Origin of the sequence: Candidatus Methanoliparum sp. LAM-1, assembly GCF_020885915.1 — an archaeon.
Lineage (GTDB): Archaea > Halobacteriota > Methanoliparia > Methanoliparales > Methanoliparaceae > Methanoliparum > Methanoliparum thermophilum.
Genome location: NZ_AP025251.1, coordinates 806037 through 821475 on the forward strand (window position 1 = coordinate 806037; position 15439 = coordinate 821475).

The following is a 15439-nucleotide window of genomic DNA, read 5'->3' on the forward strand; positions in this document are numbered from 1 at the left end:
TCAGAGGAAGAGATGTCATGTTCAATTCATTTACGATAACGCGTTACAAAGTTTTGAACGCATTTCATATGATTTTTAAATCAAAAGGAACGGTAATAGGATTTATTATATTCTATATACTTATGGGTGGTATTCTTATCACTATCTCTTACTATATATCCAGCATGATAGACCTTTTTATAAAATATCTTCCTATAATCTTTGGAATAGTTTTTATAATTCCTATAATGAATGCGTTTAGAGGAAGAGGTTTGCGTGCACCAAAAGAGGACGCAGATTTCGTTTTAACGACGTCAGTAAACCCAAGAGAATATTTTATGTCGATACAGTTTACATCTATCTCGACTATCATTCTCTTCATCCTACCGATAATATTCTTATGTATTATTATCCTTCTTCATAACCTTGGAATACAGTTATATCTATCCATCCCTTTAGCTTTATCGTTGGTATTCTTTATAGGAATACTAAACATGGTTGCTGCAGGGATAAGAATGGTCATAGAGAATAGGCGGAGTTTGATCATAGTACTCCCGATAATAGCAATCATTGGATCTATCTTTTATTTTTTGAGTCCGAGTCTTCTTTATAATATATTACCAAATTTTATAATATCTAATCTTACTATAGAGACGTTGAATTCTAATTTATCTGCGGTACTTATCTATTTTCTTGCTCTCGTGCTGTGGTATCTATTATTCGTCGGAATCTTCTTTTATTCTCTTAGATCTCAATACGATTTTATAGTAAAACCGATAGAAGACAGTAGAGAAAAAAAGCCACTCGTAGTATTCTCCATGATCGGTAGCACAATCGGTGTTCTTATTAAGAAAGAGTTTCTATCGATAGTTAGAACGAGAGTGATATATACACCATTACTGTATCTGTTTATATTCTTGCTTTTGCCATTATTTAGAATGTTACCTGGCTCTGATATATGGCAGGGTTTTGGTGGGATAATATTTATAACTATATTATTCATGGTTATGGGGACTTCTGCAATGGTACAGAGAAGGTTTGCTAGAGAAAAAAATACAATCTGGATACAAAAGACACTTCCTATAAAAAAAGAACAGATTGTGGATTCTATTTCTTTCTCTGCAACGATCGTAGGGATGATTTATTCGATAATCGTGCTTATCATTCTTTCTTTGATCTTTGGATCTAATCCTTTTCCATATACTCCGTTGATCTTTGCAACGAGCATTATAAGCGCTAATTTTGCTGTTTATCAAAATATCACGTCTCCAACACCTGAAGATATGTCATTTCCTCCAAATATGCCGTATATAATGCTACTTTCAATACTTCTGGTTACTCCCTGTTATATTCCTGTACTTTATATGCCTTTGATAGCAGAATATGCCGGTATAGCATTTAATTCGACTACTATCCTACTTATCTCATTTTTTATCCTGATATATGCCATTCCTGTATCATTAATTCTTAGAAAGATGTCGGCTAAAAAATTAATAGAAAACGAGGAGTTATATTAATGATTAAAAATAGTATTCTAGCAGATGTCGGCGGAAGTCCTGGCATTGATTGCAGAGGATTTTGTAGATACTGTTATTTTAAAGGTCATATATCAAAGGAGCCTTTGGGCTGCAAGTATTGCCCACCATACAAAAAGGGGTGTGATTACTGTACTTATAGTATAAGAGAGAGCTCTTTTGGATTTTTTCCTGTAGATATGGTCTTGAACAACGTTTATCTTAATTATAATGTTTATGGTGGAGATATAATAAGAATAAGTGCTGGTGGAGATTTAAGTTGCTACCCTGCTCTTATTCCATTGACAGATAGATTAAAAGATATGGAGATGCCAATTCAGTTGAATTATACAAGCGGTAAAGGATTTGATAGTGAGATAGGTAAAGAAGCAGATCTTTTGCTTAAAAATAATGTTTTAGAGGTCTCTTATACTGTGTTTTCAACAAATTTGGATCTTAGAAGAGAATGGATGAATGATAGAACTCCAAAAGCATCTATCAAAAATTTAAAGAGGTTTTGTGAGAGTTCAGATGTATATGCGGCATCTGTTATAATACCAGGCGTTAACGATGGAGAAGATCTATATAAGACAGCATCCGATCTCGAAGAGATGGGAGTAAAGGGTTTTATTCTTATGAGGTTTGCCAATAATAGGGAAGAAGGATTGATTTTAAGAAACGATCCTATTATAGAGGGTATAAAACCACATTCTATCGAATATTTCAAGGAACTTGTTACAGAGATAGATAAAAACTTCTCTTTTAGGGTAACAGGAACTCCGTTATGGGATCCACAATTAAAATCACCTTATACTATAAGATATGAAGAAGAAATGCTTAAAAAACTTCCTAAAATCAAAAAAGAGGCAACAATCTTGACAGGAAAAGTTTCTGCTCCTATATTAAACGAAATTTTCTTGAAAATAACGGATAAAGTCAATATTATCTCTGTAGAAAAAGATATAGCATGTCTAATAACTATCGAGGATATAAAAAAGATAGATCTTAAAGAGATCAAAGAGACCGTAATATTCCCAGGACGAGCATTCGTTCATGATAAAGAGATTGAAGAGGTTTTGTGCAGAGATGGTATTGGTAGATTGATAATACGCGGACCTGATAAACTTACGGCTGATGGCGAGGCAAGCATCTCAATGACAAAAGAAGAAGTAATAGAAGAAGAGATGGAAGGATTCAGAAAATTGATCGAAATGATAAACTTTTATGGAGTTTAGAAAAAAGATATTGTTGGATATATCATTAACTTAATTGCTAAGCATGCTGCCTGTTTTCTCAGTATGGTTAAAAATATGTGGTTTTTTAAGGACGAACTCATCTACTATTGCAGATACAGATATTATACCGTATAGCATCAAGTAAACAGGCATTAAAAAACCATACATGATATCGTTCCATCTAAAACTCTCTCCCGATCTTTTGTCCGCTATCAATGTCAAGATTACCGCAATCAGTGGTATCAATAGCAACAATGCCCACAAATAAGGAGGTACGATAAGTTCTATATTCAATATTTGGGCAGTTATACATAAAGGGATGAAAGATATCGTTAATAAAGGAACAAAGTTGTATAACCAGGTCATAGTTCCGTCTATCTTTCTAGCCAGAGAGATATCGCTCTTCAGCATCGGTATTATATGCGCGATGGCACATTGAACCCAACCTCTACACCATCTCTTTCTCTGATTCCACCATCCTTTAAACGTAGACGGTGTCTCTTCCCAACTTATAATGGTTGGATCTATGATTATTGTATATCCTGCCTCATAAACTCTTGCCGAAAAATCTATATCCTCTGTTAACTTATCACTGTTAAATAGACCTACTTTTTCGAAGAGTTCTCTTTTGAAAAAACCTAAACTTCCGCCAAAATAAGCAAAACCATTCAAGACATGGTTTCCATAGAAGATAAGGCGCTCTATTATATCCCTCTCGATAGCTGTAATTCTTGCTATTAAACTATCCTTTTTATTGATAACCCTTGGTCTTCCTCTAACTGCATAGATCCCATCATGATACAATCTGCTAACCGCTCTTTTAATGGCATTTTTATCTAACGAATGATCTGCATCGAGTATACAGATTACATCCCCTTTAGATAGGTTTATCCCATAATTAAGACAGACTGCTTTGCCACCATGATACTTCACAGCTTTTATTCGTTCATCTATTCTTGCAAACTCTCGTAAGATTGATTCCGTTCTATCTATACATGTATCTTCATATACGTAGATGAGTTCTATCTTCTCTTTAGGATAATCCACTTTAAGAAGAGATCTTATGGTTCTGGGTAATATTCGCTCTTCGTTATAGGCAGATACTATCACTGAAACGGTTGGAAAATGATCATTGCAGATCATATCAAGATCTTTAAAATCCGTTCTTCTGATTATGAATTCACCCCTTTTAAACATTTATTTTTACTATCGTAACCTATTTAATAATTTAATAACGACCGATACTTTCTAGTTATCAATTAAAATACTAATAAACTTTTTTAAAACGTTAACCAATACGATAATGGTTTTTATAAAATTTAATTATAATAGTATCTATCATCTATCTTTAACCAATTTATATAACGAGTAAATCCCTGAGAAAAAACCGAGTACGACACCTACAACCACTCCAATCGCGGCAAAATTTTCACCTAGTAATCTTTTAAATGAGATATATCCGAAAAGAGTCATAATAGATATACTCATACCTAACTCTGTCCCGATGGCAATATACCTAGCTACTTGGATATAAAGTGGTCTTTTGTATCCTTTCTTACTCATCGATTTTTTAGAAGAATCATTCACAATTTTTATTATTATCGATTAATAATTATTAACCTTTGCCAATGAAAAACTTTAAATATCAAAAAAAAGATGCATCTCATAGATGAGATGGTTGATAAAGAGGCATTGAAGAGGCTTGCATTGATGGGACGTGATAGATGGTTCAAGATATCTTCTGCAAAATTGGCTAAGGAGATGAACACAAGCATACAGACTGCAGCCAGAAAGTTAAAAGAGTTGGTGGATCTCAAGTTGATAGATAGAAATATAGTAAAAAATGGACAGTATGTTAAGATAAATAATAGAGGGTTTGATATATTGAGGAAGGAGTATCTAGATTATATTAATATATTCGAGTCGTTAAACGACCCAATTGTTATAAAAGGAGAGGTATTTACTGGGCTGGGTGAGGGGCAATATTATCTCTCGCAAGAAGGATATAAAAAGCAGATAAAAGAGATACTTGGTTTTGATCCTTATCCAGGAACTTTAAATCTAAAGATTTATGGTGACGAGATATTAAAAAGGAAAGAATTAAACGGAGTCGATGGTATAATAATAAAACCTTTTAAATCAGAAGAAAGGTCTTTTGGTGGAGGAATTTGCTATAAAGCTACGATTAAAAAGGATGGTGATTTAGTAGAAGGGGCTATAATTCGACCGGAGAGAACACATCATCCGGAGGATTTACTCGAATTGATAGCCTCTATTAATTTAAGAAAAAGATTAAATCTGAAAGATGGGGATATAGTGGAGGTAATATATGATAAAAGACGCGATAGAAGATATTAAAAGAGGTAGACCAATCTTACTCTTTGATTCTGATGATAGAGAAGGGGAGACAGATATCGTTATTCCTGCGATATCTACCACTGCAAAAGATGTAGCTATGATGCGAAAGGATGGCGGGGGGTTGATATGTGTATCCATCCATCCAGATGCAGCAAAAAAATTCGATCTTCCTTTCATAACAGACCTTTTAAAGAAGTTGGAGAACAATGGTTATTCTAACTTGTTAAGAGTAGTAGAAAAAGAGGGAGATCTTAGATATGATTCAAAATCTGCATTCTCTTTGTGGGTAAATCATGTCAATACGTTCACCGGAATAACAGATATAGACCGATCTTTAACGATACGAGAATTAGGTAGAGCGGTGAAAGACGTCTTAAGTGGTAAATCGTTTGATTTTGGATCGGAGTTCCGTTGCCCGGGACATGTGCCTTTGTTGAGGGCATCAGATAATTTAATATATGAACGAAGAGGTCAGACCGAATTATCGATAGCATTGGCAGAGATGGCAAAGATAACACCTGCAATGGTTGTCTGCGAGATGCTGGATGATATTAGCGGTAAAGCTTTATCCAAGGATGACGCTAAAAGATATGCTGATGATAAAGGATTAGTCTTTGTAGAAGGACGGGATGTTATCGATGAGTATAAAAAGAGAAGAGAAAGAGGTGTATTATGATAAAAGGAAGAGCATGGATCTTTGGAGATGATGTAGATACCGATGCGATAATTCCAGGCAGATATTTAACTTTAAATAATCCTGAAGACTTGGCTAAATACTTGTTTGACGGCGTTAGACCAGATTTTAGAGAAAAAATTAAGCAGGGAGACATAATTGTTGCAGGTGAAAATTTTGGATGCGGCTCAAGCAGGGAACACGCACCACTTGCAATAAAGTATGCTGGGATAAGTTGCGTTGTTGCCAAATCTTTTGCAAGAATATTCTTCAGAAACTCGATTAATCTAGGTTTACCGCCTATTGAATGCAGAGATGCTGACAAGATTGATGAAGGAGATGAAGTGGAAATAGATCTAAAAGAAGGTATAATAAAGGATTTAACAAAAGGGATGAGCTTTAAAATAACACCTATTCCTGAGTTCTTGAATAATATAATGAGGGAAGGATTGCTTGAATATACAAAAAAGAGGATAAAAAATCTGTAATTTAGATACACCAGGCGGGATTATAAGATCATACATTCCATCTTCATCCATTCTGAACAACCCTCTTATTATAGTTGATGAACAAAAATTAAAAAAAGAGAGGGGTATCGCAGCAAAAATTTTAGGGGATGGGATGCCGCGTTATATACCCTATTTTGATCTTTGTTTAAGTTTTATATATAGTTTACGATGTGATTCCGAACTAATAATTAATAAATTATGTGTATTCTTGTTATATTACACTAAATAATAATTAACAATTTAAAAAAATGGATAAATACTGTATATTTAGATTAGCAAAACCTATTTAGGATAGGAACGAATGCAAAGATAAGAAACAATAGTCCATATCTTATAAGCATAATATATCTCTTTGTTCTATGCGGGGGGCCGGATTCGAACCGGCGAACCCCTATGGGAGTAGATCTTGAGTCTACCACCTTTGACCTGACTCGGTAACCCCCGCATTCTTTTTAAAGTATATATCCTAGGTTATATTTAATATTTACTAAATTTTCAATCAGATTTAGAATATAGCATAAGTTTTTAAATTAAATAATTTTTTAATATTAATAAGAGTAAAATAAGATTATATAACCGATGGTGATAAAACTGAAATATAGTTTAGAAATAAGAAATTTGGCTGTCGATGTTGATGGCGGGCATGTTTTAAAAGATGTAAATTTGATGATCGAGAAAGGCGAGACACACGTATTATTAGGTCCAAACGGGTCAGGTAAGACTACATTGCTATTATCTATACTTGGTCTATCTAGATACAAGGTAGTTCGTGGTGAGATTATCTTTAAAGGAAGAAATATTGTAGATTTACCAATAGACGAGCGAGTCAAGATGGGAATAGGGATTGCTTTTCAGAATCCACCAATTATTCGTGGTATATCTTTAAATACAATGTTAAATGTATGCATGGGTGAGAAAACTACCGAGATTACCGACGATGCTGTGAAACTTGCCAAAGAATTGAATTTTTCTGAAGATTTTTTAACACGAGATGTTAATTATGGTTTTTCAGGAGGCGAGATAAAAAGATCGGAAATAATGCAGTTGATAGCACAACAACCGGATTTTATTATGTTCGATGAGCCTGATTCTGGATTGGATATAGAGAATATGGAACTTATAGGAAAGATAATAGGGAAGTTATTAGAGAGAGATCTTATACCTAGCAGGAGAAAAAAGATGGGATTGATCATTACGCACCTTGCAACAATACTCGATTATATTAATGCAGACAGGGCACACGTAATGCTTAAAGGAAAGATTGCCTGTTCTGGATATCCAAAAGAGATCCTTGACGGGATAAGAAAAAATGGTTATGAAAAATGTATAAGAACTTGTCAGGAACAATAACAATACGAATGATATTAATTGCAATTTAGATAAAGGAGATTAAAATGCCGAAAAATGATAAACAAGATGGTTATTATAAAGAGGATATTCTAAAGGTAGGATTCGATCTTGAAGAGAAAAATCGTTCAGGCTCTTATTTACAGATTGATCATTCTGTCTTAGCAGAAAAATCAAATTTGGAAGATATAGAGATTCTTAATACGGTAGATGCCCTTAAAAAATATGATTGGCTGAAGGATTACTGGTGGAAGGCTGTCTCTCCGGATAAGGATGAATATACAAAAGAGGTAGATATAAACCAAAATTATGGCTATTTCATACATGTAAAACCAGGTGCAAAGGTAGAGTTTCCGATACAATCCTGTCTTTTTGTCTCAAAAGAAAGCACCCATCAAAATGTGCATAATATTATCATAGTAGAAGAGGGGGCAGAGGTACATGTAATAACGGGCTGTTCTGCTTTACATGGAGTGAATAATGCGTTTCATATTGGCGTCTCTGAGATATATATTAAAAAAGGTGCAAAGCTTACTTTTACCATGATTCATCTTTGGGGACCTGAAATATTTGTTAGGCCTAGAACAGGTGTTATAATCGAAGAGAATGGAATCTATCTCAGTAACTATATCTGTATGAATCCGGTCAAAGATCTGCAGATGTCTCCAGTAACATATTGTGGAAAAAATGCAACGGCTTTATATCAGACAGTGTTATATGCATCAGAAGATTCTAATATGGATGTTGGATCTGTCATTTATTTAAACGGTGAGAATAGTAAGACCGAAGTTGTATCAAGAACTGTAGCACGGGATGATAGTGAGGCAACAGTAAGAGGTACCATTATTGGGAAGAATAAAAAGATCAAAGGGCATTTAGAATGTAGAGGATTGATGTTATCGGATAATGCAATAATACATGCGATTCCTGAACTTAGGGCAGAGACAGCAGATGCAGATTTATCACATGAGGCGGCGGTAGGGAAAATATCGGAAGAAGAGATAGAATATCTTATGTCAAGAGGTTTAAACAAAGAGGAGGCGGCTTCTGTAATCGTTAGAGGTTTTTTGAATATAGATATTAAAGATCTACCAAAACAGTTGGAAGAAGAGATACAAAAAAAGATAGATATAAGCATGGCCGGAATATGATCATAAAAAAGTTTATATTGGTGTATAGGTGAACGTACAATAGGCTTAACACCGAGGGTTACTTGGCGGACAGAGGTATATCACCGATAGGAGGAGGCCAGGAGTTAGTGTTAAGCTACAAATTTTATGCCCAAATTGTTAAAATGAATGATAAAATAAAATTGGAGAAAATAAAAGATGCAATAATCGAAATGAAGGAAATAACAGAAGATGGAGGGATAGTTATTGTAGAAGGAAGAAAAGATGAGGTCTCTCTATCCGATTTAGGAATTAAAAATTGTCTAAGACTTCCTTTAAACGTGCCTATCTTTACTTTTTCTGAATTTATTGCAAAACAAAACAGAAATGTAATTATAATGACCGATTGGGACGATAAAGGCGAAAAATTGGCTGAAAAGATCAAGAATAACCTTGAAAACATGGATATTTTACCAGATTTAAGTATTAGAGAAAGAATAAAAAAACTAGTTTGTAAAGATATCAAAGACGTAGAGAGTCTTAATAAATATCTGATTAAAAAAGTTTATAGAGAATTTGGGGTTACTATAGAACAATTTTTATAAACTTTGTTTAATAAAGTTTTTGATGATATGATGTGTTGACCAATTAATTTTGAAAAACCATTATCTCTTCCTCTTTTTACAATCAAAAATACACTGCTTCTTTATGTCTTTAAGGATTTATTCTACTGTTTTTTATAAATTATTTAATACAGTATGATGATACAAACCTTTATAAAATCATAATTATAAAATCATAATATATGACATATATAGTAAATTTTATTAACTCTGCAAAAATAAAAATGTATAGAGTATGAATATAAAAATAAGAAATAATATTGGGTAAGTTTGATAAAAAATTAAAAAATGTTCAAACTTTGAAAGATAACTTACATAAAAAGCATTAATAGTAATATAATAACTTCACAATTAACCAATCATGATCATTCATTCCTGAATAGATAGTATTGAGATCAGATTACAATAAAAAAATGATAATCTTAGGATTACAAAAAGTATTCTAAGGTTATGATGGGTAGTGAGACAGCTTTTTAAAGTTATCTTTTGGAAGATTATATGATAGGAAAAGAAATTCTTAAATTAAAGGGGGTTTATTTATTGAGTTCAGATTTATTAGAGACCACGAAATATATAATTCATCTTAATATTTATGCGGAAGGAGTTATTGAGGTACCAGATGTAATAGGTGCGATTTTTGGGCAAAGTGAGGGGCTTTTAGGCGATAATCTTGATTTAAGAGAGTTGCAAAAGACTGGACGCATTGGAAGGATCGATGTTAATATTATCAATAAGGATGGGAAATCTACAGGGACTGTCTTGATACCATCAAGTTTAGATAAAGCCGAGACGGCTATTTTGGCAGCTGCTTTAGAGATAATAGATAGAATTGGACCATGTATGGCTAAGATCAAAGTAGAAAAAATATCAGACATACGAGCTGAGAAAAAGAGACAAATAATTGATAGAGCACAAAAAATTCTAAAAACAATGTTTAAGAATGAATTTTTGGAAAGTGATAAAATAATAGACGCAGTACGGCAAGCAATACGGATCGATGAGATTTCAGAGTACGGTGCAAGCAGGCTTCCGGCAGGACCTCATGTAAAAGATTCAGATGCCATTATAATAGTAGAAGGTAGGTCGGATGTATTGAATCTTTTAAAATACGGAATAAAAAACGCTATCGCGGTAGAAGGAACGAACGTACCGAAAGATGTGATAGAATTATCTAAGACAAAAATAACAACCGCGTTTTTGGATGGAGATAGAGGTGGAGAATTAATATTAAAAGAGTTACTGCAAACAGCAGATATTGATTTTGTTGCTTTTTCACCTGAGGGAAGATGCGTCGAAGATATGAGTCAGAAAGAGATATTAAAAACGTTAAGGAATAAAATTCCATTAGAGCAAGCATTAGTACATCTTAACATTAAAAAGATAAAAAAAAATGATGAAAAACACAAGAAGTTGATTGTTAAAAAAGAAGAGACCGGTGAGGTGGAGATAGCAATAGTAAATGAAGATAAAGAAGATACTGCTGCTCTAATTGAGGAAAAAAGCATAGAAACAAATAAAGAGGTTTTAAAAGAGATCAAAACGATTATTAAATATAGAGATCATATTAAAAAATTGAATGGAACTCTTACAGCATTACTTCTTAATGAAAAAGATGAGGTAATAAAAGAGGTAGCTGTCAGAAATCTGGCTAAAGAATTAAAAGATATTAAAGAGAAGGTAAAAACAGTCATATTTGATGGTGTTATTACACAAAGGATATTAGATATATCCTTTGACAAAGGTATCAGATATGTAATAGGTGCAAAGACAGGAAATATTGTAAAAAAACCGGTATCCGTAAAAATTTTCACGTTAGACGATCTATAAAGATAAAAAAGAGAATCAAAAGAGATAGAATAAAAAGAGAATGTTTTTAATATTGTAGCTCAAAAATAATTATTTATTTGTGGTGTTTAATATTGCCATCTTCAAGAATATCAGGTTTTTATAATATCCCGCCTAAAGAACGGGCAGAAAAAGTCAGGGAGTTTGCAAATTTGACGAATGATGATATTTCCGTTTTACAGTCTATTTTACCGATAGACGACTTGGACAGGATGATAGAGAACGTTATTGGTGCGTTCTCTCTTCCGTATGGAGTAGCAACAAATTTTTTGATTAATGGGAGAGATTATCTGATCCCGATGGTTATAGAAGAGCCGTCTGTAGTGGCAGCGGCGTCGAATGCTGCAAGGTTGGCAAGAAACAATTTTGGGTTTATAGCAAAGGCAACAAAGCCTGTAATGATCGGTCAAATCCAGTTAAAAACGGATACACCACATCTCTCAAAAATGATGATACTAAACGAGAAAGAGGATATATTAAAAATAGCCAACGATAAAGATCCGGTTTTGAAAGATTTGGGCGGTGGTGCGGAGGATATAGTATGCAGGATTCTTATGAATCAATTAGTGATCCATCTGCTTGTGAACGTTAAAGATGCGATGGGTGCAAACATAGTGAACACTATGTGCGAGGCGGTTGCAGGGAGAATAGAAGAGATAACCGGCGGTAAGGTCATCTTAAGGATCGTATCTAACCTTGCAATAGAGAGACTGGCACAAGCGTATGCAGTGTTTAGAAAAGATGATATAGGTGGAGAAGATGTTGTTGACAAGATAATATCAGCCACCGATCTGGCGAATGCAGATCCTTTCCGATGCGCCACTCATAACAAGGGTATAATGAACGGGATAGATGCTTTGCTCATAGCGACCGGAAACGATTTTAGAGCGGTTGAATCTGGTGCTCATGCGTATGCATCCTTGAATGGTTATCATTCTCTGACAACATGGGAGAAGACCAAAGATGGAGATTTGGCAGGGTCAATCGAACTACCAATGCCGTTGGGTGTTGTAGGTGGTGGTACAATCTCGCCGTGTGCAAGGCTATCGTTGAAGATACTTGGCGTAAAAACAAGCAATGAACTTTCTTGCGTTGCGGCGGCACTAGGGTTAGCACAGAACTTTGCAGCGTTGAGAGCGTTGGTAACAGAAGGAATACAGAAAGGGCATATGAAGTTGCATTCTAAGAACATCGTTAAGATAGCGATGGAAAGCATGATGGATAACGAATCTTCGATTTGCAACAATAACGATATTATAAATAAGGTAGCGGATCTACTGATAAAAGAGGGGAACATCAGTGTTGGCAGAGCGAAAGAAATTTTAAAAAATATCACAAATCATGCCTGAATTTTTAGCGGAGTATATAAAAGAATTAAAGAGCAAGTCTGATAGGATAGGGAGAGATTTTGTACGAGACGATATTAAAAATATTGGATCTTTTTTTAATGAATACTGGGTTGAGTTCGATCTCTCTGATCAACCATCTAATATAGATGTCCTGGCGATAGATAGCAGTAGTGCAGTTTTTCCTACGAACGTAGGAGGTTTATTTTATGTAGTGCGAGGTTTAGGTATCGCTAAAAATAAAAATTACAAAAGAATAGCAACAGATTTTGATTATTCATCGTCAAAATCCGAGCAGGAGATCAGTCGGTTTTTAGGAATGTATCGAGAACATATGGAACATTTAGTAGGGCTTGATTCCATTGCCGATGGATATAATGGTTGTATCTTATTGGATGGATCTATCTATGGTAGGTTATCGCATATCCTATCGGAGTATAGCTTTTTAAATTCAAGTTCTAAAGGGCTATCGATAGACTATTTTGAAATTTTGGCTAAGTTTATAAAAAAATGTGAAGATAATAGAATCCTCTTAATTGGAATAAGCAAAGAGAGTAGAACTTCTTTTTTTAGGGATTTTCTTATCGAGAGGATACTAGATGATAGAGGATTAGAGAAGAAGAGTAGAAGAGATTTATTAAGCCTTGCATTAAAGGATAAAAGAAAGGCTATAGAGAAAGCGGAAAGTATGTATGACAAAGAGGTTGTAAAATTAATAGAAGAACTTACCGCGAGAATACCTGATTTTCAATTGATAACGTTACACGCAAAGCATCCAGGGTATACCAAGCCTCTTTTATTAGGAGCAAATCAGAAGAAAATAGAAGAATATAATAGGTACGTGGTGGATAAAAGATCTTTGATAAAGAGTAGTTTTCCTGAACTGTCGGATAACAAAGATACTTTTAGGAGATTATCGGTGCTATACGACGATTTATTTAACCTACCTGCTATTGTCTCGTTTCACCTATTACCTAAACAGATCGATACCGCCATGAGAATAGATGTGCCCTCATGGTATTTTGGGATATCTAAGAGAATAATAGACGTCGGATGGCCAGAATTTGTTGTAAACGATGAAAAAATTAACGAGATATTAAATATCGTATCTGCAGGATACTGCGGATTGGATAACTATAATATCTGGCTTAATATGGTAGATTTAAGAGTAAAACTTAGAAAAAAAGATTTTGAAGAGATTTATCTACCAGAATTTGAAAAGATTGTTGGACGTTTTGTAACAGCGAGAGGTTATAGACGTGACAGATATCCATAAAAAGATAGGTATAGTTATAGGAGAGGCTACATCTACCGAGTTCTTGTTTGTAGCAGACGAAGAAGTTACTAAATGGGAATATGTATCCGTAAGATCAACAGAAAAGGTAAATGGAGACGACGTAGATGTAGAAGTTTTAGGTCAAATTCATACCATCTGTTCCCAATCTATGGCATTAAGAAAGGAGATCGACTTATTCTCGGCAGAAAAAATAATACAGGCAGGATTAGCTGATAGTAAAATATTTGCAAAGACACGAATATTGGGTTTTATCCACAATGGAGAGGTTTATCAGCCAAGACGTGCCATACAACCTGGAAAAAAGGTTTATATAGCTGATGAACAGGTTTTAAAAGAATTTTATTCCAGCATGGAGGATGAGGGGCTCTTTATTGGGCATTTAATTACAAGGAATGGTGTCCCTATCTATGTAGATATCAATGGTTTCAGAAGGCATATAGCAATACTTGCACAGACAGGAGCGGGAAAAAGTTATACTACAGGCGTCTTAATCGAAGAATTATTAAAAAAAGGGGCTACAATAATTGTTATAGACCCTCATGCCGATTATGTTTTAATGTCTAAAAAAAAGAGTGGAGGAGCGATTGATGAAGTAGAGATCTTCCGCACATTGGACAGCATCGGTAGATACAGTGAGGGAGAGATTGGCAGGAAGGTTAATACTTACGAGATAAAGTTTTCAGATCTTAGTGTGGATGATATAGCAACCATTTGTGGAATTGAAGAGAAATGGACTAATATCAAGGATGCGATAGAGAATGCTATAAAGAGCCTACCAGATTCTTATGATATGAATGATTTAATAGATAAATTAGAAAAAGATAAAGTAGATAAAAACAAAGGTAACAATCCTTCTGCTGCTTTAAGATACGTAAAAAGATTAAAAAGATTAAAGGTATTTGGAGCGGCAACTACAGATATAGATAAATTTTTAAAACCAAAACACCTCTCTGTTTTAGATTTATCCGGGCTGGAGGATAGAGTATCGGATTATGTGGCATACAGAGTATTAAAAGAAATTTACGATAAATTAACATCCCGTTCTTATAAATATCCTGTCTTTTTAATGATAGAGGAGGCACATAGATTTATACCAGTTAAAGAAAATACCTTCTCACGATCTATTATTAAGAAGATAGCTGCCGAGGGCAGAAAATTCGGCGCTTTTCTAACCCTTATAACTCAAAGGCCATCTAAAATAGATCCTGACGCGTTAAGCCAGTGTAATAGTCAGATTATCATGCGTGTTACAAATCCAGAAGATCAAAATGCTATTAGAAAGAGTTCTGAAAGGATAAGTGAGAGTCTTTTAAACGATCTTCCTGGATTGAACGTTGGAGAGGCAGTAGTCGTGGGTCATCTTGTTAAAACGCCACTAATGGTAAAAATAAGAGAAAGAGAGACAAAAGAAGGCGGTGGAGATATAGATATCGTATCTTTATTAAATGATGCTTTAAAAGAGGCAGATATAAGAAGTAAAAACCGAGTTGAAGATATAAGAAAAGATTTGGATGGATTAAAAAGGATGATAGAGGGATAAATTATCTCGAATCTTTGATTCGAGGTTTACAAACCAAGGTTTGTAATAAAACATGATAAACTAT

General features: G+C 34.3%; 14 protein-coding genes and 1 tRNA gene. 12 read left to right on the forward strand and 3 right to left on the reverse strand.

Annotated features, from left to right (window positions below; all coding sequences use genetic code 11):
* Window positions 1–17 precede the first annotated feature (17 nt).
* Together LPC15_RS04435 and mmp10 are read left to right on the forward strand one after the other, a co-directional pair.
* A complete protein-coding gene (locus LPC15_RS04435; RefSeq protein ID WP_229234177.1) occupies window positions 18–1496 on the forward strand; it encodes a hypothetical protein in 1479 nt (492 codons plus the stop codon).
* On the forward strand, window positions 1496–2728 hold the full coding sequence (gene mmp10 / locus LPC15_RS04440) for a methyl coenzyme M reductase-arginine methyltransferase Mmp10 (RefSeq protein ID WP_229234178.1): 1233 nt from the start codon (window positions 1496–1498) through the stop codon (window positions 2726–2728). The genes LPC15_RS04435 and mmp10 overlap by 1 nt, the downstream gene beginning before the upstream one ends.
* A 30-nt stretch (window positions 2729–2758) precedes the next feature.
* Here mmp10 and LPC15_RS04445 read toward each other — a convergent pair whose 3' ends face one another.
* Both LPC15_RS04445 and LPC15_RS04450 read right to left on the reverse strand, forming a co-directional pair.
* Window positions 2759–3925, reverse strand: coding sequence for a glycosyltransferase (locus LPC15_RS04445; protein ID WP_229234179.1), 1167 nt, complete (start codon window positions 3923–3925; stop codon window positions 2759–2761).
* 141 nt (window positions 3926–4066) lie between these two features.
* Window positions 4067–4315 (reverse strand): AtpZ/AtpI family protein, encoded by a 249-nt coding sequence (locus LPC15_RS04450; protein ID WP_229234180.1) that lies wholly within the window; start codon window positions 4313–4315, stop codon window positions 4067–4069.
* A 69-nt stretch (window positions 4316–4384) separates the two neighbouring features.
* Between LPC15_RS04450 and LPC15_RS04455 the strand changes: the two genes are divergently transcribed.
* From LPC15_RS04455 to LPC15_RS04465, 3 genes are read left to right on the forward strand one after another with little or no spacing between them, the layout of a single operon-like run.
* On the forward strand, window positions 4385–5086 hold the full coding sequence (locus LPC15_RS04455) for a DUF120 domain-containing protein (RefSeq protein ID WP_229234181.1): 702 nt from the start codon (window positions 4385–4387) through the stop codon (window positions 5084–5086).
* Window positions 5058–5762, forward strand: a complete 705-nt coding sequence (gene ribB / locus LPC15_RS04460) for a 3,4-dihydroxy-2-butanone-4-phosphate synthase (protein ID WP_229234182.1) — start codon at window positions 5058–5060, stop codon at window positions 5760–5762. The genes LPC15_RS04455 and ribB overlap by 29 nt, the downstream gene beginning before the upstream one ends.
* The gene (locus LPC15_RS04465; protein WP_420709500.1) at window positions 5762–6247 is read left to right on the forward strand and encodes a 3-isopropylmalate dehydratase small subunit; all 486 of its coding nucleotides are present in this window, start codon (window positions 5762–5764) and stop codon (window positions 6245–6247) included. Before ribB ends, LPC15_RS04465 begins: the two co-directional genes overlap by 1 nt.
* Window positions 6248–6628: 381 nt before the next feature.
* Here LPC15_RS04465 and LPC15_RS04470 read toward each other — a convergent pair.
* Window positions 6629–6713: transfer RNA gene (locus LPC15_RS04470), tRNA-Leu, on the reverse strand.
* 134 nt (window positions 6714–6847) lie between these two features.
* Here LPC15_RS04470 and LPC15_RS04475 point away from each other — a divergent pair.
* The 7 genes from LPC15_RS04475 to LPC15_RS04505 all read left to right on the forward strand — a co-directional run bounded on the left by LPC15_RS04475 (window position 6848) and on the right by LPC15_RS04505 (window position 15375).
* The gene (locus LPC15_RS04475; RefSeq protein ID WP_229234184.1) at window positions 6848–7618 is read left to right on the forward strand and encodes an ABC transporter ATP-binding protein; all 771 of its coding nucleotides are present in this window, start codon (window positions 6848–6850) and stop codon (window positions 7616–7618) included.
* A 44-nt stretch (window positions 7619–7662) separates the two neighbouring features.
* The gene (locus LPC15_RS04480) at window positions 7663–8766 is read left to right on the forward strand and encodes a SufB/SufD family protein (RefSeq protein ID WP_229234185.1); all 1104 of its coding nucleotides are present in this window, start codon (window positions 7663–7665) and stop codon (window positions 8764–8766) included.
* Window positions 8767–8909: 143 nt separating this feature from the next.
* Window positions 8910–9329 carry a toprim domain-containing protein gene (locus tag LPC15_RS04485; protein WP_229234186.1) on the forward strand — a complete coding sequence of 140 codons (420 nt, stop codon included), beginning with the start codon at window positions 8910–8912 and terminating at the stop codon, window positions 9327–9329.
* A gap of 558 nt (window positions 9330–9887) precedes the next feature.
* Window positions 9888–11174, forward strand: a complete 1287-nt coding sequence (dnaG, locus tag LPC15_RS04490; RefSeq protein ID WP_229234187.1) for a DNA primase DnaG — start codon at window positions 9888–9890, stop codon at window positions 11172–11174.
* A 92-nt stretch (window positions 11175–11266) separates the two neighbouring features.
* Window positions 11267–12541: a hydroxymethylglutaryl-CoA reductase, degradative gene (locus tag LPC15_RS04495; RefSeq protein WP_229234188.1), complete on the forward strand. Its 1275-nt coding sequence runs from the start codon at window positions 11267–11269 to the stop codon at window positions 12539–12541.
* Window positions 12534–13814, forward strand: coding sequence for a DNA double-strand break repair nuclease NurA (locus LPC15_RS04500; protein ID WP_229234189.1), 1281 nt, complete (start codon window positions 12534–12536; stop codon window positions 13812–13814). Before LPC15_RS04495 ends, LPC15_RS04500 begins: the two co-directional genes overlap by 8 nt.
* A complete protein-coding gene (locus LPC15_RS04505; protein ID WP_229234190.1) occupies window positions 13798–15375 on the forward strand; it encodes a helicase HerA domain-containing protein in 1578 nt (525 codons plus the stop codon). Before LPC15_RS04500 ends, LPC15_RS04505 begins: the two co-directional genes overlap by 17 nt.
* Window positions 15376–15439 lie beyond the last annotated feature (64 nt).

Bases quoted from the DNA above. Each gene is read 5' to 3' on its own strand.
- LPC15_RS04435 (WP_229234177.1), top strand. From the start codon at position 18: ATGTTCAATTCATTTACGATAACGCGTTACAAAGTTTTGAACGCATTT.
- mmp10 (WP_229234178.1), top strand. From the start codon at position 1,496: ATGATTAAAAATAGTATTCTAGCAGATGTCGGCGGAAGTCCTGGCATT.
- LPC15_RS04445 (WP_229234179.1), bottom strand. From the start codon at position 3,925: ATGTTTAAAAGGGGTGAATTCATAATCAGAAGAACGGATTTTAAAGAT.
- LPC15_RS04455 (WP_229234181.1), top strand. From the start codon at position 4,385: ATGCATCTCATAGATGAGATGGTTGATAAAGAGGCATTGAAGAGGCTT.
- ribB (WP_229234182.1), top strand. From the start codon at position 5,058: ATGATAAAAGACGCGATAGAAGATATTAAAAGAGGTAGACCAATCTTA.
- LPC15_RS04475 (WP_229234184.1), top strand. From the start codon at position 6,848: ATGGTGATAAAACTGAAATATAGTTTAGAAATAAGAAATTTGGCTGTC.
- LPC15_RS04480 (WP_229234185.1), top strand. From the start codon at position 7,663: ATGCCGAAAAATGATAAACAAGATGGTTATTATAAAGAGGATATTCTA.
- LPC15_RS04485 (WP_229234186.1), top strand. From the start codon at position 8,910: ATGAATGATAAAATAAAATTGGAGAAAATAAAAGATGCAATAATCGAA.
- LPC15_RS04500 (WP_229234189.1), top strand. From the start codon at position 12,534: ATGCCTGAATTTTTAGCGGAGTATATAAAAGAATTAAAGAGCAAGTCT.